The organism is Photobacterium proteolyticum (assembly GCF_001939735.1).
Taxonomy (GTDB): domain Bacteria; phylum Pseudomonadota; class Gammaproteobacteria; order Enterobacterales; family Vibrionaceae; genus Photobacterium; species Photobacterium proteolyticum.
Genome location: NZ_MJIL01000060.1, coordinates 72,986 through 94,808, shown reverse-complemented (window position 1 = coordinate 94,808; position 21,823 = coordinate 72,986). Strand labels below are relative to the sequence as shown.

Below are 21,823 nucleotides of genomic sequence, written 5' to 3'. Positions count from 1 at the left end.
TTATTCATTAATGCAAAAACGTACCCTTTTCACTGGCACTGAATGCCGTCAAATCACCAGCCGGGTTAATAAGGTGAGGCAAGATTTTCGGTAAGTTGAGCTCGATATCTTGATTTTCCACCGGATTGATCATCGCGTGATACCAACCCAGCAAACCCAATACCGCATAGCCGATGGCATCGTCGCTATCTCGGTGCTCAAGAATGGTCTGCAAGAAACGTAAGATCGTTTTATCGTTAGATTTTGTCTGCTCAAGGGCTTCGTTATAGATAACCGATGCCTCGTCTACTAGCCCTTCAAACTCAGTTTCAATTGCAACCTTAAAGGAGCCACCATCAACAGAAATTCTCATATCAATATCACCAGAATAAATCGTGGGATGATAGTAGCTAAAAAGTGGGAAAATGTCGTTCTAGACGTAAGATATTAAATAGAATTCAGCACTTTCTTTGATTTATTCGATGCCCAAGGGCGTAATCTTATCCCTTGGGAATCATGTACAGCCGGTTAGATTCCAGCCAGCGCATAACCGCAAGATTAAAGGTGACTAATTTTTGCGGTGTAACTCGTCTTTGGGCATAGATCAGACTCAATTTCTGGGCTTTTACAGACCACTCAGGGAAAACATGAACTAACTCCCCTTTCTTGATAAGCGCTTCAACCTGGTAAAATGGCAGGCTTGCCACCCCCATTCCCTGCATCGCCAATTCTAAGATTGAGCAGTAAGTATTGGTGCGAAGGCTTCCAGTCACTTCAATATGATAGTTTTGATCGTCATTAATAAGCTGCAGTTGATTCCAGCGTTCATTTTGGCTGTTAAGAATAAAGCTACATTGATGAATCTCTTCGATAGCCTTCAGTGAATTACCCACTGCATAACTCTTACTGCAAACCAGTACATTCCGGATGTAGCCGAGATCTTTAGCAATGACATCATTAGGCAGCTCGTCATAAGCCCTGAAAGCGACATCAAAGTCACCAGACTCAATTTTCTTCTTTATAGGGCCAAAATCGAGAATTAGATTCACCTTTGGGTACTGTTGCCTGAATGATGGGATCACATGATGGCAAAGCGCGCGGCCGAACTCGATAGGGGCCGTCACTTTCAAATCACCCGCCACTTCCTGCGTCATATCAAGCACACGCATTTCAGCTTCGGTGGCCAGCAACTGAATCTGCTTCGCCTTGGCATATAGCTCTTCCCCCACTTCAGTAAGACTGATCGCCCGGGTAGTCCGATGGAACAGCCTGGAATTCAGTGTTTCCTCTAGTCGCTGTACATGACGAGATACCAAACCTTTTGATACATCCAGTACCTCTGCCGCTTTGGTGAAGCTACGTTCCTCGGCAACCGCAAGAAAAGTTTGCACATAGGTTAAGTTCATCAATTAACACCATTTAGTAAACAGTTAAGTCATTTTCTATTGTTTTTCTCCTAATCACAACCACCTAAGATTCAAAACATAAACAGAAAGGAGAAAAACGATGAAAGTTCTCGTAATTGGTGCATCGGGCACAATTGGCCGCGAAGTCGTTGAAGCGCTCGCTATAAAACATGAGATTGTTAAGGCAGGTAAAGGCAGCGGTGATGTGCAGATTGACATTACCTCGCCAGCCTCGATTCGCTCTGCACTCGATTCGATCGGCAAGGTAGATGCAATCATCTGTGCTACCGGTGATGTTGCATTCAATACGTTCGCCAACCTATCTCGCGAAGAATGGGATGTCGGCATTAACAGCCGCCTGATGGGGCAAGTGAATCTGACCCAGATTGGCACCGACTACCTAAACGATGGGGGCAGTATCACACTGACAAGCGGCATTATCGCCGACTACCCGATTGCTTATGGAGCCAGTGCAGCAACGCTTAACGGCGCGATACAGCATTTCGCGAAAGCCGTAGCGAACGAGTTACCTCGCGGTATACGCATTAATGTTGTTAGCCCATCAGTGGTTACCGAATCACTGGGTACCTACGGCGATTATTTCCCTGGATTTCACGCTATCGATGCAAGGGATGTCGCGAAATCCTACATCCGTTCAGCATTAGGCATCGAAACAGGACAAACGTTTAAGGCCTTTGCAGGCAACTAAGTTGTAAGAGGAAAGTAACATGAAAAAAGTACTGTTTATGGCTGCCCTAACGGCTATCTCCATGAATGCTTCAGCAGCTTCGGTCGTTGAAGGCAACCCTACTCTTATCGGTGATTCATTCGGTTTTGTTGAAGGCCCAACATGGGATGCGAAGCACCAGCGTTTCCTGTTTAGCGATATTCCGAACAACAAAACATACGCCTATGACTTGAAAGGCGCATTGAGCGTTTTTGATAATAATTCTGGCTATGCCAATGGCCTTGCCATCGATCCAAATGGGAACCTTTGGGCGGCACGTCATGACAGAAAACTGTCATACCGCCAGGAAAACGGTGAAAAGGTTATTGCTGCAGCAACCTACAGCGGCAGGCCATTAAATAGCCCCAATGACTTAACCATCAATAGTGACGGCAGTGTCTGGTTTACCGATCCACCATTTGGCATTCAAGGATACGGCCCACAAGAAGCAAAAGAAGAACAGCCAGTCAGAGGTGTTTACCGTTATTTAGATGGTGAATTTACGTTAATTTCAGGCGAGTTGAAGCTGCCGAATGGTATTGCCTTTTCTCCTGACGAGTCATTACTGTATGTTGCCGACACATCAGATGGTTGGGTCTATCGATTCGATGTCGACGGCCAGGCAGTAATAAATAAGACTCCGTTTGCCCAGGTTAAGGCGCCTAAGGGAGCAGAGCCGATGGCCGATGGTGTCGAGGTTGACCAAAAAGGTAATGTCTTTATTGCAGGACATGGCGGTGTGGGAGTTTTCGATGCTAACGGCAAACAAATTGACTTCATTGCCATCGATGCCGGCCATATCAGCAATCTCGAAATTGGCGGCAAGCATCAAGACCTGCTAATGGTAACTGCATACAATAAAGTTCTGTTATTCCAAATGAAATAACGAGCATTATTGAACAAGTTGATGGTCATTGACTAATAGTTAATGCCAATAGCCTGAGTGGGAGCCATAGCCTCTGTGGTAATCAGAGCGATCACCTTTTCCTTCGTCAGAGTCACCTGATGAATCTCTATCATCATAGTGTCGATGGCCGTGATGTCTCCAGTTGTAATCTCTGTTGTAGCGCTCTTTATACCAGTCATACCAATACGGACGTTTGAATTTTATCTTTTCCAAATTAAGGACAAATAGACAGTCAAAGAAGATTGGATCACCTACCCCACCACCAAAGTCGGTTAAGTTCACCATTCCGGACAAACGCACTGTTCCACGATACCAGGCAAAATCACCTGATGTTTTAATCACTGCATTTTCATCACTGGAGGCACCAGTAATATGCGTTATCTCTTCACCTTCCGGTGTCACGATTGGTTTGTTTACCGGTTGTACCGTGGTGTTACCGCGAGTCACGATGGTACCGTTAGGAAACTTAAAAAAGGTCGTTCCAACAAGCTGAATCCCTCCATTTGGCCCATCCTCGATGTTAGACAAGCAATCTGTCGCGGTGCCTACAAGATCACCCGTTGCAATTTCTTTCAAATCAACATCAAAGCAAAAGGCAGGATCTGGCTGTTCATCGCCGTCAATATCTGGCACGCTCATTTCGTACATATCCCCCTTTCCGACTAGGTTAAGGGCTAAGCGCTGTTTACTGTCTGCGTCATCATCACCAGAATGATCTTTGTGCTTGTAGTCAGAATGTTCATCCTTGCTGTCATACTCTGTATTATCATCGCCTGTATCGTCATATTCTTTATACGAATCATCTGAAGAATCATCAACATAATCGTCATAATAATTATCATCAGGTTCATCATACGAGTTATACTCATCACCACTATCAGTATCTGTGCTCGCATAGTTATCGCTTTCATACGACGAGTAATCATATGAATCGTATTCATCATAGGATGCGACGGCAAAACCGGAAATGCCTATACATACCGTAAGCACGGATAGTGCTACCTTATTCATTTTCATCACGATTCTCCAAGAACCTTTTTTAGTGATATCTTAGATATTTGCTATAGCCAACAAACAGAACAAAGCACTTCCATAATACTCCTTGCCATCTGCTATTTTCCAGAAACAACCAAGCCTCCTCCAAACATAATATTATGGGAGTAACCTGAACTGCTTTATTCTGGTTAATTGTAGATGGTATTGAATATTTTGATAATGATATCTATTTCCTTTAATTGTTCTCAACATCATGAATAAGTTGAAATTATGTAAACATTGGCAAAATCAACCTATCAAGATCTATTCCCAGTTCTCATAATTAAGAAAACCACACATAATCCGAACTTCGAGAAAACTCGCATAACAGGTTGTTTTATTTACCATCAAGATTGAAAGATGGTATAAACCGGTTAACTAATTATGTTCTACGCCTCTCTATAACATAGGCATACACTCAAATTCTCATTTACAAACTTAAACTAATTAAATGATAAACGATGCATCTAACGAATATAAAAAAAGGCTAATAAACCACAAGAGAGAACTAGCAAAAAGAAAATTCCATCGTAACATTAGTCACCTCAGATTAATGCTAGTAATAATAACGATTACCTTGATCTATATACTTCATAGTCATGACTATATAGTGTTAATTATTCCCTCTATGTTTATTACAGGGCTAGCATTCCTTCTATTAGTTATAAAACACCTGCTTATAGAAAAAAGAATCTCCCAGCTGAAAGCATTAATCGTTATCAATAATAATGGTTTCGCCCGTATTAATGGGCACTGGCGTTCATTGCCAGATAACGGCAAGGATTTCATGAACGAAGAGCATTTATTTACCAGTGACTTGGATATTTTTGGTGACAACTCTCTCTTTCAGCGGATAAATACAGCACATACCGACTTTGGTCGACATGCACTGGCTGCGAAGCTCAGTACTCCAGCCCAACCTCCTTCGAATCTCTACCAAGTCCAGTGCGCTATCTTGGAGCAGGCCGCCAATGTCAAGTTCAGGCAGGGCCAATGAACTAACGCCATAAACCTACCAGGGGCTCACACCTTAAACTGCCCGACAGAATCAGAGTCAATATCTTTGGGGTTTAATCCGTACTCATTACTGCCCGGTTGGCTATCTAGCACGAAGAAATAAAGGAGAATTAGCGCCCCCACCAACGGGATCAGCCCCAGCAACATCCACCAGCCGTTACGCCCGGTATCATGCAGTCGCCGTACACCCACGGCAATACTCGGTATAAGAATGGCCAGCGAATATACTGTACCCAAAGCACCGGCTCCCTCACCCGCCCCGGGGTTCCCCATCGCGTTATCAAGAAAGGCCAGTACAATACTGATAACAACATTGGTCAGGAAAAAGTACCAGTACTCTTTCCTGCGTGCTCTTCCCCTAAAGACGGCATAATTTTTAAGGACATGGAAATACCAGTTCATGACTCAACCTTCATGTGAATAACTATTGAAAGTATATCCACTACCGCCAATCCTGTTTTCTCTGATATTGAACAACCCACAAATCACGCAGTCCTAAACTTAGAGAACACTTATAAAAGGAACCCATTTATGACCATGAAATTGCTTGCTACTGCCGCGTTGATCTGTGTCGCTTACTCGTCACACGCAAGCACTAGACTTGACGAGCATGTCTTCTCTCCAGACCATGGGATCATATGTGATCAAAGAGCAGGGTTCTGCGTCGACCGTTACGGTATTTCCATGGCCTTTACCAAGGAGTTCCTTGGACAGGCTGCACAAGACAAGATGATGAACATGATTAATGATGTGGGTGCGAAGAACTTTGATACCAGCCGGTATTCATTTAGCAACAAAGTCTATTGCGATTCCGACCAGCAAGCGTGTTTTACCGATCGGTACCAAGAGCAGCAGCAAGAAAACTACAGCCAGGTTTTGTTTAAATAGCACTGAACCATTAAAAAAACTGACTCATCGACAGATAACGGTTACGGATGTGTTCGATCAGCAATCGTATCTTCTGGGAGGGTTGGCGGGTATAGGGATAGACAGCATAGATCCCAAGCTTCTTACCGACTTTGTCCGGAAAGAGATCAAGCAACTTACCGTCAATTAAATCATGATACACCAGGCAACGTGGCACATAGGCTATGCCATAGCCACCAAGCGCCGCCTTGCGCAGAGCCGTGGCGTTATCCGTCGAGAAATTCCCTTTTACGTGTAATATGTAGTTCCCTTGCTCGCCGATGAACTGCCATTCTGCCGCTCCCGTTGTCTGATAGGCGTATTGAAGGCAATTGTGATTAACCAAGTCTTCCGGCTCCATCGGCCGTCCTAAGCGACCTATGTAGGACGGTGCGGCGCAAATAACCCATTGCGAATCGAGAATATGCCTGGCAATGAGGCTGGAATCTTCCAAATAACCGGTACGGATCACCAAATCGTAACCGTCTTCCACCAAGTCAACAAAGCGATTGTTCAGCGACATATCGACGGTCATACCGGGATGCAGGGTACAGAACTCCGCCACCGCATCAGCTAACAAGAGGTCTCCGGAGATAGTCGGCACTGACATTTTAACGTGGCCGCTGACTTTTTCACCGTATCCACTGACCGCGTCAACCGCCTCGATCGCCGCCTGCTTCACATTTTTCGCACCTTGGTAAAGTACTTTACCGGCTTCACTAACTGTTAACTTTCGGGTTGTACGGTACAGAAGCTGGACCCCAAGGTCCTCCTCCAGCCTTGCAATTCGCTTGCTAACCACTGAGTTTGTAAGGGAATTTAATTCAGCCACCTTGCTGAATGAACCACACTCCACCACCTGGGCGAAGAGGATCAGATCATCTGTCTTTGCCATCATTCATCAACTTTTGGAATTAATCTTTTTCATTATTTCCCTATATCAAAAAAAAATAAAGGGTTATTGTCACACCACATTAACAAACGCCCTACAATCCATAACAAGACCTGAACTAGGTCAAACACGAAACAGCTGTACGAAGGATGTACTACCATGAACGATACCCTACTTGCGTTACTCGCTTTTTCACCCATAGTGGTCGCTGCGATTTTGCTGGTCGGCCTTAACTGGCCAGCCAAACGCGCTATGCCTGTGGCCTTTTTACTCACTGTCGGCATCGCCATATTCTTCTGGGATATGTCTGCCAACCGGGTTTTCGCTTCCACCCTGCAAGGACTCGCTATTACCGTCGCGGTACTCTGGATCGTCTTCGGTGCCATATTCCTGCTTAACACCCTTAAGCACACCGGGGCAATAGCTACTATCAGAAGTGGCTTTACCGATATATCAACCGATAGACGCGTACAGGCCATCATCATCGCCTGGTGTTTCGGTTCATTTATCGAAGGAGCCTCTGGTTTCGGTACACCTGCTGCTATCGCTGCCCCTCTTTTGGTTGCAATCGGTTTCCCGGCGCTTGCCGCAGTTGTTATGGGTATGATGATACAGTCTACGCCGGTATCCTTCGGTGCCGTCGGTACTCCTATTATCGTGGGTGTTAACAAGGGCCTGGATACACACAATATTACCGAGACCTTAGTCGCCAATGGTTCTAACTGGGATATCTACCTTCAGCAAATCACCACTAACGTCGCTCTAATCCATGCCACTGTCGGTACATTGATGCCAGTCTTGATGGCTGTGATGCTGACCCGCTTCTTTGGTAAGAACAAGAGCTGGAAAGAAGGCCTGGAAATACTGCCGTTCGCCATCTTTGCCGGTCTGGCGTTCACCATCCCTTACGCACTAACAGGCGTGTTCCTTGGTCCTGAGTTCCCATCACTAATCGGCGGCCTGGTTGGTCTGGCTATCGTAGTGACCGCAGCCAAGAAAGGCTTCTTGGTACCGAAAAATCACTGGGATTTTGAAAGTGAAGACAAGTGGCCGACTGAGTGGTTAGGTTCGCTGAAGATGGATCTGACCGAGAGCGAGAAGAAGCCAATGAACATGGCTCTTGCATGGGCCCCATATGTTCTGCTGGCTGTGGTACTGGTTGCCAGCCGTGTAAGTGTTGATTTCAAGAACTTCCTGAAAAGTGTCAGCCTGTCGTTTGGTGACATCCTAGGTGAAGCCGGGATCAGTGCTGCGATTCAGCCACTGTATCTGCCGGGCGGTATCCTGGTGTTCGTTGCCCTGCTTGCTGTACTACTTCAATCTCGCCAAGTATCACCGCTGGTAAAAGCCTTCGGTGAATCAAGCAAGACACTAATCGGTGCAGGCTTTGTACTGATATTCACCATCCCTATGGTACGAATCTTCATCAACTCAGGCGTTAACGCCGCAGACCTTGCAAGTATGCCGGTGACAACAGCAAACTTTGCCTCAGGCCTGGTTGGTGAGTTCTTCCCAGCCCTAAGTGCGACAATCGGTGCCCTGGGTGCCTTCATCGCTGGCTCGAACACAGTATCAAACATGATGTTCAGCCAGTTCCAGTTTGAAGTTGCACAAACGCTGACTATCTCGAGTGCCGCCGTTGTTGCCCTACAGGCAGTCGGTGCTGCAGCAGGTAACATGATTGCTATCCACAACGTGGTCGCCGCATCAGCAACTGTTGGCCTACTTGGCCGCGAGGGTGCGACTTTACGTAAAACAGTTATCCCAACGTTCTACTACCTCATCGTAACAGGTGTGATTGGTCTAACTATCGTCTACGGTTTCCACATTACCGATGCCTTGATGAGCTAACTCTGCAACACAACAAGTACACGGAAAGTCACTAACGACGAGCAACACAGCTATTCCATTCGGCCCCAGTGAACAAGAGTCACTTCCCAGAGCAGTTTTACTGGACCGGATGGAATAGCTTACCTGCCTTCAAGGAGTTCAAGATGCGAATCTACCCTGCCAAGCCGGAAAAAGTCTATTTCTACGCAACTTGCCTGGTCGACATGTTCGATCCGGAAGCCGGTCTTGATGCCATTACGCTGTTAGAGCAGCAGGGGATCGAGGTCATTTTCAAAGAGAAGCAAACTTGCTGCGGCCAGCCAGCCTATAGCTCCGGCTACGACGGTGAAGCCAAGCAAGTCGCCCTCAGCCAGATGGCACTGTTTGAAGAGCAATGGCCGGTTATCGTTCTCTCCGGTTCCTGCGGCGGAATGATGCACCACCACTATCGTCGTCTATTCAAAGAAGATGAGAAACAACAGCAGGTCGATATCTTTTGTGACCGTGTTTTCGAACTCACCGAGTTCCTGGTCAATGTTTGCCGTATCAAGCTTAACGACCGCGGCGAATCAACTTCTGTCGTTATGCACACCTCCTGCGCCGCTCGTCGCGAAATGAATGTCCATGTTACGGCCACCCAGCTACTCAACCAGCTAGAAAATGTCGAGCTTCGTGAACAAGACTACGAAAGCGAGTGCTGCGGCTTTGGCGGTACCTTTGCCGTTCGCCACCCTAATATCAGCCAAGCTATGGTAGAAGATAAAACCCATCACCTGTCGAATACCCAAGCAGACGAACTGGTGAGCGCCGACTGGGGCTGCCTGCTGAATATCAACGGGGCACTGGACTACCAAGGCAAGTCAATGCGCGGCCGCCACCTTGCCAGTTTCCTGCTGGAAAGAACAGGAGGAAAGTAAGCATGAAACATGAAAACGCCCAAGGGCCAGAATTCTTTCACCCGCAAGCCAAAACGGCTTTGGCTGACCAACAGCTACGACAGAATTTCCGCGGTGCGATGGATTACCTCCGGGACAAACGAAAAACGGCTTTTGCTGATACCAATGAAGAACACAATATTCGCGACCTTTCTGAAGCTATCCGCCAGCGCTGTCTGAGTAAACTACCCGATTTGCTGGAACAGCTTGAAACCAACTGCCAGAAGAACGGAATTCAGGTCCACTGGGCAGAAAATGCCGACGAGGCCAATAGCATTATTGCCGATATTGCCCAGTCCCATAACGCCAAAACGATCGTCAAGGGCAAGTCGATGGTCAGCGAGGAAATTGAACTAAATCACGAGATGGAAAAACTCGGCATTGAATGCCTTGAGAGCGATATGGGCGAGTACATTGTCCAGCTTGACGGCGACAAGCCTTCTCACATCATCATGCCGGCGATTCACAAGAACAAACAGGAAGTGAGTGATACCTTCGAGCATAATCTCGATAATTTCACTCCGACCATAGACGTCGATGAGTTGATTCAGACTGGTCGAAGCAGACTACGTCAGAAGTTCCACGACGCCGATATCGGCCTGTCAGGGGTTAACTTTGCTGTCGCCGAAACAGGCACACTGTGTCTGGTAGAAAACGAAGGCAACGGCAGAATGTGTACTACTGTGCCTGACGTCCATATTGCCATAACCGGCATCGAGAAGGTGGTGGAATTCTTGTCTGACGTTCCACCGCTATACAGCGCCCTGACGCGCTCAGCTACCGGCCAGGCTATCTCAACCTATTTCAATATGATCACTTCCCCGCGCCGCGAAGGTGAGCTGGACGGGCCGCAAGAGGTCCATCTCGTCCTGCTCGATAACGGACGTTCACAAGCTTATCGCGACGAGGAAATGCGCAAAACCCTGCAATGTATCCGCTGCGGGGCATGTATGAACCACTGCCCGGTTTATACCCGTATTGGTGGCCACGCCTACGGCACTGTTTATCCGGGGCCTATCGGTAAAATCATCTCACCGCATATGATGGGACTGGATAAAACTAAAGATCTGGTTACAGCTTCGAGCCTGTGTGGTGCCTGTGGCGAGGTGTGCCCGGTAAGGATCCCTATCCCCGATCTCCTGCAGCGACTGCGCCATGAAGCCAAGAATCCACCGAACGAGGGAGCCCAAGCCATTAACGGTCAGGAAGCCGCTGCCAACAAAGCTGAAAAGCTGGCCATGAAGGGATTTGCCTATGCAGCTACTCATCCTTCGCTTTATCACACGGGAACATTGGCAGCAACAAAGCTCAAGGCCCTGATGCCAAGCAAGCTGGGGGCATGGACCCAATGTCGGACCGCACCTAAGCCTGCGGACAAAACCTTGCACCAACTGCTTAAGTCACGCAAGTAAGGAGAGAACAATGAGCACAGCACGACAGTCAATTATGTCTCGCCTTCGTAACGCAGGTGCAATACCCAAAAGCTCTGAGGGGCACACTTATCACCCTTGGGCTGCAACATCGGAAAAAGAGCTCGAGCAGCGATTTATCGACTGCATCACGGCCAGTCACGCCGATGTTATTCGTGCGAATAGCGAACAACTAGAAGAAGTTCTTACCCTGTTAGTAGAAGACAAACAGCTCCACCGCATCGCTCTGGGAACGGGTGGCGAATTTCAGTCTGCAATTGATGAAGCCACAAAGCAGGTGGAACAAGTTCCTTTTGAGCGTGATGTTAGTCAGTGGAAAACTGAACTATTCGAAAATATTGACGCCGGGATCACCCACTGTCTGGCCGGGATTGCCGATACAGGCACGCTGGTTCTATGGCCAGATAGCCAGGAGCCACGCACCCTGTCCTTAGTTCCACCAACACACATCGCGCTTATCAAGCGCTCAACACTGGTAAGCAACTTTGCCGAACTGATGAACAGGCAGGCTTGGCATATCGGCATGCCAACCAATGCCATTTTAGTCTCCGGGCCATCTAAAACAGCAGATATTCAGCAGACACTGGCCTACGGTGCTCACGGACCGAAAGAGCTGATCGTTGTACTGATTGAAGACTGACTAAATTAAGCATATCCAACTAACTATAATGCGCTCTCTCCCTGTCTTGAGCGCATTATTTTTGGGTACAGACACCGTCATTGCCAACTTTATCACTCTCGCTTTATAACTCATTCAAATCCTATACATTTCCCGCCTTTAGAAATAACACCAGCCTGACATGTGCAAAATTCTGCTTTTTACAATGAGGTCATAATTCAACCAGCAAAACACCAGCAAGATACATGAAAGCACTTGTTCTACTGACTGCCATCAGCCTTATTTCCGCGCCCACTTGGGGCGATGAAGAAAATGAAGAACTTGACGAGTCGTCTATCGTCGAGTCGTCTGTCGTTGAGTCGCCGTGGAGCGGTAACGCCAAGCTCGGGTTTATCTTCAGCAAAACCAATGAAACCTCAATGTCGACCAACTCTGGCGCCAGCATTATCTACGACAAGGATGAATGGCAACAGAAGGGCGAGTTTTCCACCTACTACACCAAAGGAAACGAAGACAACGACGGAACCAATAAATACAATCTTAGCTACGGCATGAAACACTTAATTAATGATGCCTGGTTTGTCTACACCAACAGTAAGTACGAGCACGATCTCTATGCGACCTACCGTAAGCAGTTGACTATTGCTACCGGTTTCGGTGCGACCCTCATTGACGAAGAAGATAAGACACTCAACATTGGTGCCGGTCCGGGTTATCGTTTTTCACAACGACAAGATTTCGATCCTGATTTACCCGGCAAGAAAGAAGACGAGGTCATTGCCAACGCCTTCCTTGAGGGAAGTTCAAAGCTCAATGACCGATTCGAACTCGGTGGTGAAGTCCGCGTCGACTATGGTGAAGAGAATACGACAACCAACATCAAAGGCTATCTCAAGAATCAGCTCATGGCGCAGGTGTCATTGCTGCTTGATACCGAATATATCAACAACTCTAACGTTGCGGCCGACAGCAGCAACAGTGAAATTTACAGCACCATCAGTTTGAGCTACGACTTTTAATCAGTTTGACGCTTGGCATAAGCGTCAAACTGACTGAATAGTTAACCGTATACCACCTTCGGTAGCCAAGTTGCCAGAGAAGGCCAGTACGCCAGCATCCCAATCACCAGCAGCTGAATCACGATAAAAGGAATAACGCCCCGGTATATTTGTTGGGTCGAAATAGTATCTGGGGCAACCCCACGTAAATAGAACAGCGAAAAGCCAAACGGCGGGGTCAGAAACGATGTCTGCAAATTCAGGGCAATCATGATCCCCAACCAGACAGGATCCAGATCCATACTCAGCAATATTGGCGCAACAATGGGGATCACCACAAAGGTGATCTCAATGAAATCGAGAAAGAACCCTAGCAGAAACATCACCAACATCACTAGCAAGACAGCACCGAACACCCCACCCGGCAGATCAGTCAAAAACTCCCTTACCAAGTCATCGCCGCCAAACCCTCGGAACACCAGTGAAAAGACCGACGCACCAATCAGGATCATAAAGACCATCGCGGTCACTTCAGTTGTACTGTGCATGACATCACGCAAAATCTGAATACTGAAAGTCCGTTTAACCCAGGCCAGAATAATTGCCCCTACCGAACCGACCGACGCCGCTTCTGTTGGCGTCGCAATGCCCGCCAGAATAGATCCCAATACTAAAATGATCAGCAAAATAGGCGGGAACAACACGGTAAGCACCTGCATCCACAGCTCTTTGCTAACCTTGCGTTCATCAGCTGGAATTGGCGGTACTTTCTCAGGAGCCACCACTGCTATCGCTATCAAATAGATGCAATACAATCCCACCAGAATAAGTCCGGGGATCAATGCCCCCAGAAACAGATCGCCTACCGTAATACTATCCGGAGCAAAGATCCCCTGATCAAGCTGTGCCTGCTGATAGGATGACGAAATAACATCACCAAGCAGCACCAGCACGATTGACGGTGGGATGATCTGACCTAGTGTCCCTGACGCACAAATAGTGCCCGTCGCCACTTCCGCCGAATAACCGCGTCGCATCATGGTCGGCAAGGAAAGCAGCCCCATAGTCACCACGGTAGCCCCGACGATCCCGGTACTGGCGGCCAGCAACATACCGACAAGAGTCACTGATAACCCAAGCCCACCAGCCAAACCACCAAACACCTGCCCCATGGTATCCAGCAGCTCTTCAGCAATTTTCGACTTCTCGAGCATAACCCCCATAAAAATAAACAAGGGTATGGCGATAAGCAGCTCATTGGACAATATGCCCTGGATTCGATTGGGGATCGCTTCTAGAAATACAGGATCAAATGTTTCGGTAAAATAGCCGATGACGGCAAAGATCAATGCCGATCCCGCCAATGAAAAGGCAACCGGGTAACCAGCCAGCAGCACAATGAAGACGAAAATAAACAAGAACAGCGGTAATAATTCAATCATAATCCGTGCTCCTCGACATGTTCATCTAAGGCAGCGACGGCTGATTCATAACCACTGAGTACCAGGATACATTTCAAAGTTTCCGCCAGCCCCTGTAAGATCATCAGCGCTGGCATCAGCAGTATTGATGTCTTGAAGATGTACCGGGCATCGATTCCCCCAGCCTCCTGGGAGCCTTCAAGCATTTGCCATGAAAAGAGGACATACTCCCAGGAGATATAAAAAATGAAACCACAGGTAGGCAGCATCAAAATAAGGAAGCCAAGCAAATCAACCCAGGCTTTTTTTCTGGCCGATGACGGTCGATAGAAGATATCAACCCTGACATGGGCACCTTTTAATAAGGCATAGGCCGCGCCCAGCATAATCACGTAATTATGGAAGTAAGTGATCGACTCTTGTAGAAAAACAGAGCCAATGTTGAAAATGTAGCGCATCACGACCACAACAAAGGTAATAATCACGATGGCGAGAACAAACCATGACACGATACGCCCGGTTAAATCGGTAAAACGATTAATACCCCGAACCATACCAATCAAGAAAGGAGAAGGTGTATCCATACAACACTCACCGAGTTATCTAATTTTCAAGTATTTCAATGCCGGAAGACCAGATGGATTTGTTCGCAAATGGTTCGAAAGCCATCATCTGCAAAGCAAGTCCATCCGGCACTGATATCCGTGTTACTTTCTTACTTAGGATTTCTTGAATTGAGATAGGACTGCTCCGAAATCTCATGCCAGTCAACCGCTTGCTCACGGAAGGTCTTATAAGACTCGTAGACTTTCTTGCTCATCGGATCTTTCTTCGCTTCTTCTGCGACCACCTGCTCAGAAAGGCTCTTCAGCTGCTCCAGTACCTCGGTCGGATACGGACGTAAATCGACCTTATGCTCCTTAATCAAACGTTCCAATGCCGCATTGTTACGGGCCGTGTATTCCGCCAGCATATTGGCATTGGCCACGCGGGTCGCATTCAGCACAATGGACTGCAGATCTTTTGGCAGTTTGTCGAAGGATTTTTTGTTAATTAGCGCTTCCAGTGTTGTACCTGGCTCATGCCAACCCGGGTAGTAATAAAACTTGGCTGCTTTATGCAGGCCGAAAGCCATATCGTTGTATGGGCCAACCCACTCTGTCGCATCAATTGCTCCAGACTGCAGCGCCGGGAAGATCTCACCGCCTGGTAACAAAACCGGGGTTCCGCCCGCACGCTTGAGCACTTCGCCACCCAGACCCGGTATCCGCATTTTCAGACCTTTAAGATCTGCCAGCGAATTAATCTCTTTGTTAAACCAACCGCCCATTTGTACGCCGGTATTTCCGCCTGGCATTGGAATGATGCCAAATGGTGCATAGGCTTCCTGCCACAGTGCCAAACCACCACCACTGTATATCCAACTATTCATTTCCTGTGCAGTCAGGCCAAAAGGAACAGCCGCAAAAAATTGCCCTGCAGGCACCTTTCCTTTCCAGTAATAGCCAGCACCATGGCCCATCTCGGCGGTACCTCTCGATACCGCATCGAATACTTCAAGTGCGCCTACCAGTTCCTTGGCACCGTAAACTTTGACTTGAATTCGACCGTCACTCATTTCGCCAATCAGCTTGGCTAGGTCATTGGCGCCAGTACCCAGTCCCGGAAAATTTTTCGGCCACGTCGTCACCATTTTCCATTTATATTCAGCTTTGGCGGCATTGGCAAAAAAAGGGGTAAAAAGTGCAGCGGCTACGGTGACCGAAATGGCCAGCTTTCTGACGACATCCTTGAAATACATCATCCTCTCCTTCGTATAGTTGTTATTGTTGTTACAAATCAGTAGTCACAACCCTGTTGTTATGATTTTGTTAACCAACTTTTACTATAGATTCATATCGAGGAGGCCGTTATAAATTATTGATAAATTTGAACGCGCTCATAAAACAGCCGTAAACTCGCCGTTGATACACTAGGTATAAATGCGCTTAAAAGAGTTGTAAAGGAAGGTTAATATGAAAAGGAAATCACGAATAAGTTTGATTAATTGACCCTCAGGCCACTCAATAAGTGTAAGACATAAGTTGTATTGCGCAAAGGCAAGCCTAAGTCTAACCTACTAGATAGTCTGGTTAGCAATATCATGCAGAATTCAAGGAAGGGTGCCTGTTATGTCAACTGAATTAACGAGAGAAGCTAAGGTAGTAAGCGAAAATAGTCACGCAATTCACTTCGCCGGTACATGCAAACACTGTGGAAACGCGACACTAATACATATTATTGAGCTAAATCTCCGGTCATGCGCTTTCTGCCACCAATCGACACCTGAAGTACCAAACCACTTTAACCCGGCCGAACTAAGCCATAAACATGAGTTCAAGAAAGAAGATCACGTTAGTAAAGCTTGATCCGCACCACTTTCATCACTTCAATATCGAAACCAGCAACGACTTCAACCGCCGGATAGTAAGTCATATTGACCTTGGCTCCTTTCAGGCTTTTGTATTTTTTCTTTCGCTTAAATTTAAACGGTGCGTCGCAGCCTTCAATCATTAGTGTATGTTGTATCCAATCTCCATCTTCACGCTGAGTATGGGATAGCACTTTAACCCCTTCGGAGTGAACAAGGCTTTCATGATTGTGCAGTAATTTATCAACGGGCGACTTCGTGGTTTATCTCTATAACGCGTAATAGAGAAATGCTAAATGAATTCACAGCCGCAAGCAATGATTCAAGCTCTCGATGGCTATTTGATAATGGCTTTAATACAGTCGCTTATATAGCTTTTAACGTGAATAATAATACGACTAACCTCCATTCAGTATCATTTATAAGACAGAATCACTCAAACCATCGCACTACTATTAATGTGTCCTTAGGTCTTATACCGCGACAGGATTATCCTGACTAAGCGGGTTATTTTGAGTTCGAGTTTCATTGCTGAAAACAACAACAGAGAGCCAATGCTCTCTGTTGTTGTTTATTCTAGAGGACTAGCGTTAGAACGACAGGAAGATGCCTGCTAGCGTTGCGCTCATCAAGTTTGACAGGGTGGCAGCAAATATCGCTTTAAGACCAAGTCGTGCAATGTCCGGACGACGGCTTGGTACTACCCCACCCAATCCACCCATCATCATGGCAATCGATGTCAGATTGGCAAAACCACACAAAGCAAAAGTCACGATCGCCTGAGAGTGGTCGCTCAACTGGTCTTTCACGATCATCAGGTCTGCAAATGCAACAAACTCATTCACTGCGATCTTTTTGCCGATCAGACTTGCTGCTACTGTTGCTTCTGACCAAGGCACACCAATTAACCAGGCAACCGGTGCAAATAAATAACCGAACAGTAATTCCAGACTGAGGTTGTCGATGCCAATCCAACTGCCAACATGACCAAGACCACCGTTAAGCAGCGCGATCAAACTGATAATTGCCAGCAAACTTGCACCGACCGCCATCGCAATTTGCAAGCCGCTCAAGGCACCTTGCGAAGCCGCATCGATAATGTTTACCGGTGCCGTCTCATCGGCCTCGTCAACCTGCGGCTCGTCACTCAAGTTTTCCGTTTGCGGCACCAGAATTTTCGCCATCATCAGACCTGCAGGCGCAGACATGAAACTTGCGGCAATCAGGTAGCTAATTTCAACACCCAGTCCGGCATAACCAACCAAAGTGCCACCAGCCACCGATGCAAGCCCCCCTACCATGACGGCAAAGAGCTCAGAGCGGCTCATTTTGGCAAGGTATGGACGAACAACCAATGGTGCTTCTACGGAGCCAACAAAAATATTGGCCGTTGCCGACATTGATTCGGTACGGCTGGTACCCAGAATGCGTTGCAGACCGCCGCCCAGACAACGGATCACCCAGCCCATGATACCAAGGTAATAGAACACAGAGATGAGTGCAGAAAAGAATACAATGGTCGGCAGCACATTCACCGCAAAAATAAAGCCGATTTTGAACTTGGCCAAATCTCCAAACAAGAACTCAGAGCCAATGCGACCATAGTCAATTACACCGGAGACAGCATTAGAGACAGCGTTCAGTACTTCACGTCCTACAGGGACATACAGAATGAAGCCAGCAAACAAGATTTGGATTGCAAACGCACCACCTACAGCGCGCCAGCTTATCGCACGGCGATTTTCAGAAAAAAGTATAGCAACCGCAAATAGCGAAATAATGCCTAAGATGCCGACCAAATGGTTCACGGTCATTCTCCAATATTAGTGTTTTAGTAAACGATTGCGGCGGCATTGTAGGGATTAAAAAAACTGTGACAAGGATCAAATTGTTAAGCAGTTTTACAGTAAAGAAACACATCTAGAAAAAGTTGCTGGCTTTATCGACAAAGCAAACGAAATCGGCCGATTGGTTCCATATGCGGATACTATTGTCACAGCAGATGACAATCTCCCAACCCTATAGCCACAAATATTGTAAGACTTTCTTCCCTGCTTTTGGATACATCTTCTACACTTTTCACTGCGGCGCTCATTATCAAGCTGCCATCAACTCGTTGGCACAGGTGTATTCTGAGAGGTATTCCATGAACAGCCATAAAATACTAATCCTATTTGTCATTGTGTTTGGACTGGTTGGTTGCGAGCAAGCATCAAAAGGCTTTAGCCTTCCGATCGGCGATCCGGCACAAGGTGAAGAAGTCTTTTTGAGTATGCAGTGCCTGAGCTGCCATGAGATGGAGGGCTACGAACGACCTGAAAGCGGAGAAGACAAGCTGTCGGTAACCCTTGGCGGAAAAGTGGCGACCCTGAAAACCTACGCAGAGCTTGTCACCTCAGTTATCAACCCTTCGCACCAGCTTGCTGAAGGTTATGAGCTATCAGATATCCAGCATGAAGGGGAATCTGTTATGCCTGTCTATAACAGCGTATTAACGGTTGAGCAGCTTATCAACCTCATCACTTTCCTAGAGTCGCGTTATGAGCTAGAGCCATATACACGCACTGAGTACATAATATATCGTTAATAACTCAGAACAGACCGCGATCCCAAACGGCGGGCTCGCCGATACGGGCCCGGACAAAGTCTATGAACACCTTTACCTTGGCCGGTAAATACTTGTGGCGCGGGTAAACAGCATACAAGGGCATCTGCTGATTGAGCTGCCAATCTGGCATCAAGCGGATCAGCCGCCCTTCCCTGAGTTCATTCTTTAGCAGATAAGTCGCCAGATAACCAATGCCGTGCCCAGCCAAGGTTGCATCCCGGATGGCATCGGCCGAGTCGACACGATAGTTACCTTTGACCTTCACCTGCAAATCATCCTGTTCATTGCAGAACCGCCACGTCGTATCTTTACGTTCTCGACTGAAGTAGGTAATACAGTTGTGCTGTTTCAGATCCTCCGGATGGTAAGGTACGCCATGCTTGGCCAGGTAGTCCGGGCTGGCAGCCAGGACAAACTTGCAGTCTGTAAGATGTCTCGCGACAAAGCCTTCCGGCGGTGATGACATGATCCCTATCCACAGATCCAGTTGTTCCGAAATCAGATCGACCCGATGATCAAACAGGCTCATTTCCAGATCTAGCAGGGGATACTGCTCGTGAAACTCGGAAATGTAGGGACCAATATGGTTAAGGGCAAAGGACTGTGCAATACCGACACGAAGTGCGCCATGCAGGGTATCAGTATCTTGTACCAACCCACTTTCTGCCTCATTGATCTCGTCAACAATATTGGCACAGTGAGTAGCAAACTGCCGGCCAGCTTCTGTCAATGCAAAAGAGCGTGTTGTTCGCTGAACCAGTTGTACCCCCAGCCGCTGTTCAAGCTGCTGCACCAACTTGCTGACCTGTGTTCTGGATATATCGAGTATCTGCGCGGCACGGGTAAAACTTTGCTGTTTTGTCAGGGCATTGAATACAACCATCTGCTGGGCTTTTTTTAGCATGTAAACCTTCAAGAACTCGATTCGCGCAACAACCCGCCACGCACAAAAACAAAAGACCTGTCAGTGACAGGCCTTTAGATAAGATGTGTACCACATATCACGTGGTACATTTAAGTATTGTATTCCAGCTTACATCTTAAAGAAAGAAAGCTGCTGCTTTTGCTTCTCGGCAAGCTGGGACAGCTCGTTACTTGCAGAAAATTCCGGCGACATTCTGATTAATGATTTCAGACATATTGGTGACATTACGGTTAATGTCTTGCGTCACCTGGGACTGCTGCTCGGCAGCTGTCGCTACCTGGGTATTCATATCACTGATCTGTACGACTGATTCCGTAATTCCCATCAAAGCCTGGTTAGCTCGACTCGTCAGTTCCTGATTACGCTCAAGCATCTCAAGGCTCATCTGCATACTGTCATTGGCATTGTTAGACTGTGACTGCAGCTCTTCGATAATGGCCTGAATTTCCTGAGTTGAATCTTGGGTACGAGCCGCAAGCATACGTACCTCATCAGCAACTACCGCAAAACCACGACCTGATTCACCAGCACGAGCAGCTTCAATGGCAGCATTCAACGCCAGCAAGTTTGTCTGTTCGGAGATACCGCGGATCACTTCGATCACTTTGCTGATCTGCTCTGACTGCTCCTGCAGGCGTGTAACAACACCAGCGGCATCAGACAAAGTTTGGTTCATCTGTTCACTGGCCGCATTGCTCTGCTCAAAGATCTCCAGCCCTTCACGAGCCAGCTCATCGGTCTGCTTGGCTGTTGAGTCTGCCGCCGTGGCATTGTCGCTTACGTTTTCTGCAGTGCTCGATAGCTCATTAACGGCTGAGGCAACCTGGTCAATTTCATTCAGTTCAGACTGCGCATTCGCTTCAGACTGGGTCATCACGGCAGCAAGTTCAGTCGAGGCTGACGCCACATCCTCACTAATGCGTACAAGGGCATCAACGGTTTTATGGAGCTGCTCTACCGTTGTATTTACGTCGGCACTGAGTCGTGCAACCTCATTGTCACCGTCCTGCTCGGCATGGACACGCAAGTTACCGCTCGCAACTTCGCGCATAACGGCCTGCAGCTTCACAATCGGGTTTACAATCAGCCCCGACAACCACCATGCAACAGCAAAAACGACGACGAAAACAAATAGAATTGCCATTGAAGCCGTCGACATCAACACTTTATTGTTCTCGGCACTCTGCGCCATACTCTTCGACGAAAACCTATTCACGCTTTCTGATAGCTGATTGATCGAACCGACCATCGTATTACCTACCTGACGATATTGTGCAATGAATGCCTCAAATTCTGATTCACTCACTTCACCGCGATCGTGGCGGGTAAGCACATCAACGGCGCGTGTTGAGTAATTAATGTAGTCATTGATAGCACTGCGAACAGTTTGAGACTCAGCTTTAAACTCAGGTACCAGTTCTAGCAACTGCAAGTCACTAGTAACATCCCTAGATGTTGTTTTTAACTCGTCAAGAAACGAACTACGGCGTTTGGCATCATAAATGGAATACACCGCACTAATACGCAATGGGTAAATACGATCATCAATGCTGGCAATCGTATCTTTATAATCAACAAGATTTTCAGTGTTGGTTGAGATTATTTGCTGTTCAGTTTCTAACTTAGTTTTTGTTGTTAGCAAAGACACCAACAGAACAACTACCATTAACATTACAGGCAACAATACCTGATATCTAATTGATATATTTTTTAATGAAAATTGCATTACAGCCTCAAAGACATAAAGATTGAGATATGCATCCGTGCACAAAATAATG

The 21,823-nt window shown here is 47.1% G+C and carries 21 protein-coding genes and 1 pseudogene; 10 read left to right on the top strand and 12 right to left on the bottom strand.

Going from position 1 to position 21,823, the window contains the following annotated elements; translation table 11 throughout:
* Positions 1-7: 7 nt before the first annotated feature.
* A complete protein-coding gene (locus tag BIT28_RS09740) occupies positions 8-352 on the bottom strand; it encodes a hypothetical protein (protein WP_075763370.1) in 345 nt (114 codons plus the stop codon).
* Positions 353-479: 127 nt separating this feature from the next.
* Entirely contained in the window at positions 480-1,385 is a 906-nt protein-coding gene (locus BIT28_RS09735) for a LysR family transcriptional regulator (RefSeq protein WP_075763369.1), read from the bottom strand.
* Positions 1,386-1,485: 100 nt separating this feature from the next.
* Between BIT28_RS09735 and BIT28_RS09730 the strand changes: the two genes are divergently transcribed.
* Both BIT28_RS09730 and BIT28_RS09725 read left to right on the top strand, forming a co-directional pair.
* Complete coding sequence (locus BIT28_RS09730; RefSeq protein WP_075763368.1) at positions 1,486-2,094, top strand: short chain dehydrogenase; 609 nt, start codon at positions 1,486-1,488, stop codon at positions 2,092-2,094.
* Between the two features lie 19 nt (positions 2,095-2,113).
* Complete coding sequence (locus BIT28_RS09725; protein ID WP_075763367.1) at positions 2,114-2,998, top strand: SMP-30/gluconolactonase/LRE family protein; 885 nt, start codon at positions 2,114-2,116, stop codon at positions 2,996-2,998.
* Positions 2,999-3,037: 39 nt separating this feature from the next.
* Here BIT28_RS09725 and BIT28_RS09720 read toward each other — a convergent pair whose 3' ends face one another.
* Positions 3,038-4,036, bottom strand: a complete 999-nt coding sequence (locus BIT28_RS09720; protein WP_075763366.1) for a hypothetical protein — start codon at positions 4,034-4,036, stop codon at positions 3,038-3,040.
* A 628-nt stretch (positions 4,037-4,664) separates the two neighbouring features.
* Here BIT28_RS09720 and BIT28_RS09715 point away from each other — a divergent pair.
* Positions 4,665-5,051, top strand: a complete 387-nt coding sequence (locus tag BIT28_RS09715; protein WP_139310452.1) for a hypothetical protein — start codon at positions 4,665-4,667, stop codon at positions 5,049-5,051.
* Positions 5,052-5,077: 26 nt separating this feature from the next.
* Here the strand turns inward: BIT28_RS09715 and BIT28_RS09710 are convergent, their stop codons facing one another.
* Positions 5,078-5,473, bottom strand: coding sequence for a DUF805 domain-containing protein (locus tag BIT28_RS09710; RefSeq protein WP_075763364.1), 396 nt, complete (start codon positions 5,471-5,473; stop codon positions 5,078-5,080).
* A 129-nt stretch (positions 5,474-5,602) separates the two neighbouring features.
* Here BIT28_RS09710 and BIT28_RS09705 point away from each other — a divergent pair, with 129 nt between their 5' ends.
* A complete protein-coding gene (locus BIT28_RS09705) occupies positions 5,603-5,959 on the top strand; it encodes a YcgJ family protein (RefSeq protein ID WP_245823674.1) in 357 nt (118 codons plus the stop codon).
* 10 nt (positions 5,960-5,969) lie between these two features.
* On the opposite strand, the gene BIT28_RS09700 is transcribed toward BIT28_RS09705, so the two are convergent.
* Positions 5,970-6,872 carry a LysR family transcriptional regulator gene (locus BIT28_RS09700; protein WP_075763466.1) on the bottom strand — a complete coding sequence of 301 codons (903 nt, stop codon included), beginning with the start codon at positions 6,870-6,872 and terminating at the stop codon, positions 5,970-5,972.
* 156 nt (positions 6,873-7,028) lie between these two features.
* Here BIT28_RS09700 and BIT28_RS09695 point away from each other — a divergent pair, with 156 nt between their 5' ends.
* The 5 genes from BIT28_RS09695 to BIT28_RS09675 all read left to right on the top strand — a co-directional run bounded on the left by BIT28_RS09695 (position 7,029) and on the right by BIT28_RS09675 (position 12,702).
* Complete coding sequence (locus BIT28_RS09695; RefSeq protein WP_075763363.1) at positions 7,029-8,720, top strand: L-lactate permease; 1,692 nt, start codon at positions 7,029-7,031, stop codon at positions 8,718-8,720.
* Between the two features lie 143 nt (positions 8,721-8,863).
* Positions 8,864-9,616: a (Fe-S)-binding protein gene (locus BIT28_RS09690; protein WP_075763362.1), complete on the top strand. Its 753-nt coding sequence runs from the start codon at positions 8,864-8,866 to the stop codon at positions 9,614-9,616.
* A gap of 2 nt (positions 9,617-9,618) precedes the next feature.
* The gene (locus BIT28_RS09685) at positions 9,619-11,046 is read left to right on the top strand and encodes a LutB/LldF family L-lactate oxidation iron-sulfur protein (protein ID WP_075763361.1); all 1,428 of its coding nucleotides are present in this window, start codon (positions 9,619-9,621) and stop codon (positions 11,044-11,046) included.
* Between the two features lie 10 nt (positions 11,047-11,056).
* On the top strand, positions 11,057-11,704 hold the full coding sequence (locus tag BIT28_RS09680; protein ID WP_075763360.1) for a LutC/YkgG family protein: 648 nt from the start codon (positions 11,057-11,059) through the stop codon (positions 11,702-11,704).
* A gap of 224 nt (positions 11,705-11,928) precedes the next feature.
* Complete coding sequence (locus tag BIT28_RS09675) at positions 11,929-12,702, top strand: DUF481 domain-containing protein (RefSeq protein WP_083651776.1); 774 nt, start codon at positions 11,929-11,931, stop codon at positions 12,700-12,702.
* A gap of 41 nt (positions 12,703-12,743) precedes the next feature.
* On the opposite strand, the gene BIT28_RS09670 is transcribed toward BIT28_RS09675, so the two are convergent.
* The 5 genes from BIT28_RS09670 to BIT28_RS09650 form a co-directional block, all read right to left on the bottom strand.
* Positions 12,744-14,123: a TRAP transporter large permease gene (locus tag BIT28_RS09670; protein ID WP_075763359.1), complete on the bottom strand. Its 1,380-nt coding sequence runs from the start codon at positions 14,121-14,123 to the stop codon at positions 12,744-12,746.
* A complete protein-coding gene (locus BIT28_RS09665; protein ID WP_075763358.1) occupies positions 14,120-14,686 on the bottom strand; it encodes a TRAP transporter small permease subunit in 567 nt (188 codons plus the stop codon). Before BIT28_RS09665 ends, BIT28_RS09670 begins: the two co-directional genes overlap by 4 nt.
* Positions 14,687-14,817: 131 nt before the next feature.
* Entirely contained in the window at positions 14,818-15,903 is a 1,086-nt protein-coding gene (locus BIT28_RS09660; protein ID WP_083651775.1) for a TRAP transporter substrate-binding protein, read from the bottom strand.
* A 593-nt stretch (positions 15,904-16,496) separates the two neighbouring features.
* A complete protein-coding gene (locus BIT28_RS09655; protein WP_075763357.1) occupies positions 16,497-16,748 on the bottom strand; it encodes a hypothetical protein in 252 nt (83 codons plus the stop codon).
* Positions 16,749-17,102: 354 nt separating this feature from the next.
* A complete protein-coding gene (locus BIT28_RS09650; protein ID WP_083651782.1) occupies positions 17,103-18,320 on the bottom strand; it encodes a NupC/NupG family nucleoside CNT transporter in 1,218 nt (405 codons plus the stop codon).
* A gap of 338 nt (positions 18,321-18,658) precedes the next feature.
* Here BIT28_RS09650 and BIT28_RS09645 point away from each other — a divergent pair, with 338 nt between their 5' ends.
* The gene (locus tag BIT28_RS09645) at positions 18,659-19,099 is read left to right on the top strand and encodes a c-type cytochrome (RefSeq protein ID WP_075763356.1); all 441 of its coding nucleotides are present in this window, start codon (positions 18,659-18,661) and stop codon (positions 19,097-19,099) included.
* Positions 19,100-19,103: 4 nt separating this feature from the next.
* On the opposite strand, the gene BIT28_RS09640 is transcribed toward BIT28_RS09645, so the two are convergent.
* Positions 19,104-20,024: a LysR family transcriptional regulator gene (locus BIT28_RS09640; RefSeq protein WP_075763355.1), complete on the bottom strand. Its 921-nt coding sequence runs from the start codon at positions 20,022-20,024 to the stop codon at positions 19,104-19,106.
* 129 nt (positions 20,025-20,153) lie between these two features.
* Positions 20,154-21,771, bottom strand: a pseudogene (locus BIT28_RS09635) (methyl-accepting chemotaxis protein).
* Positions 21,772-21,823: the final 52 nt, after the last annotated feature.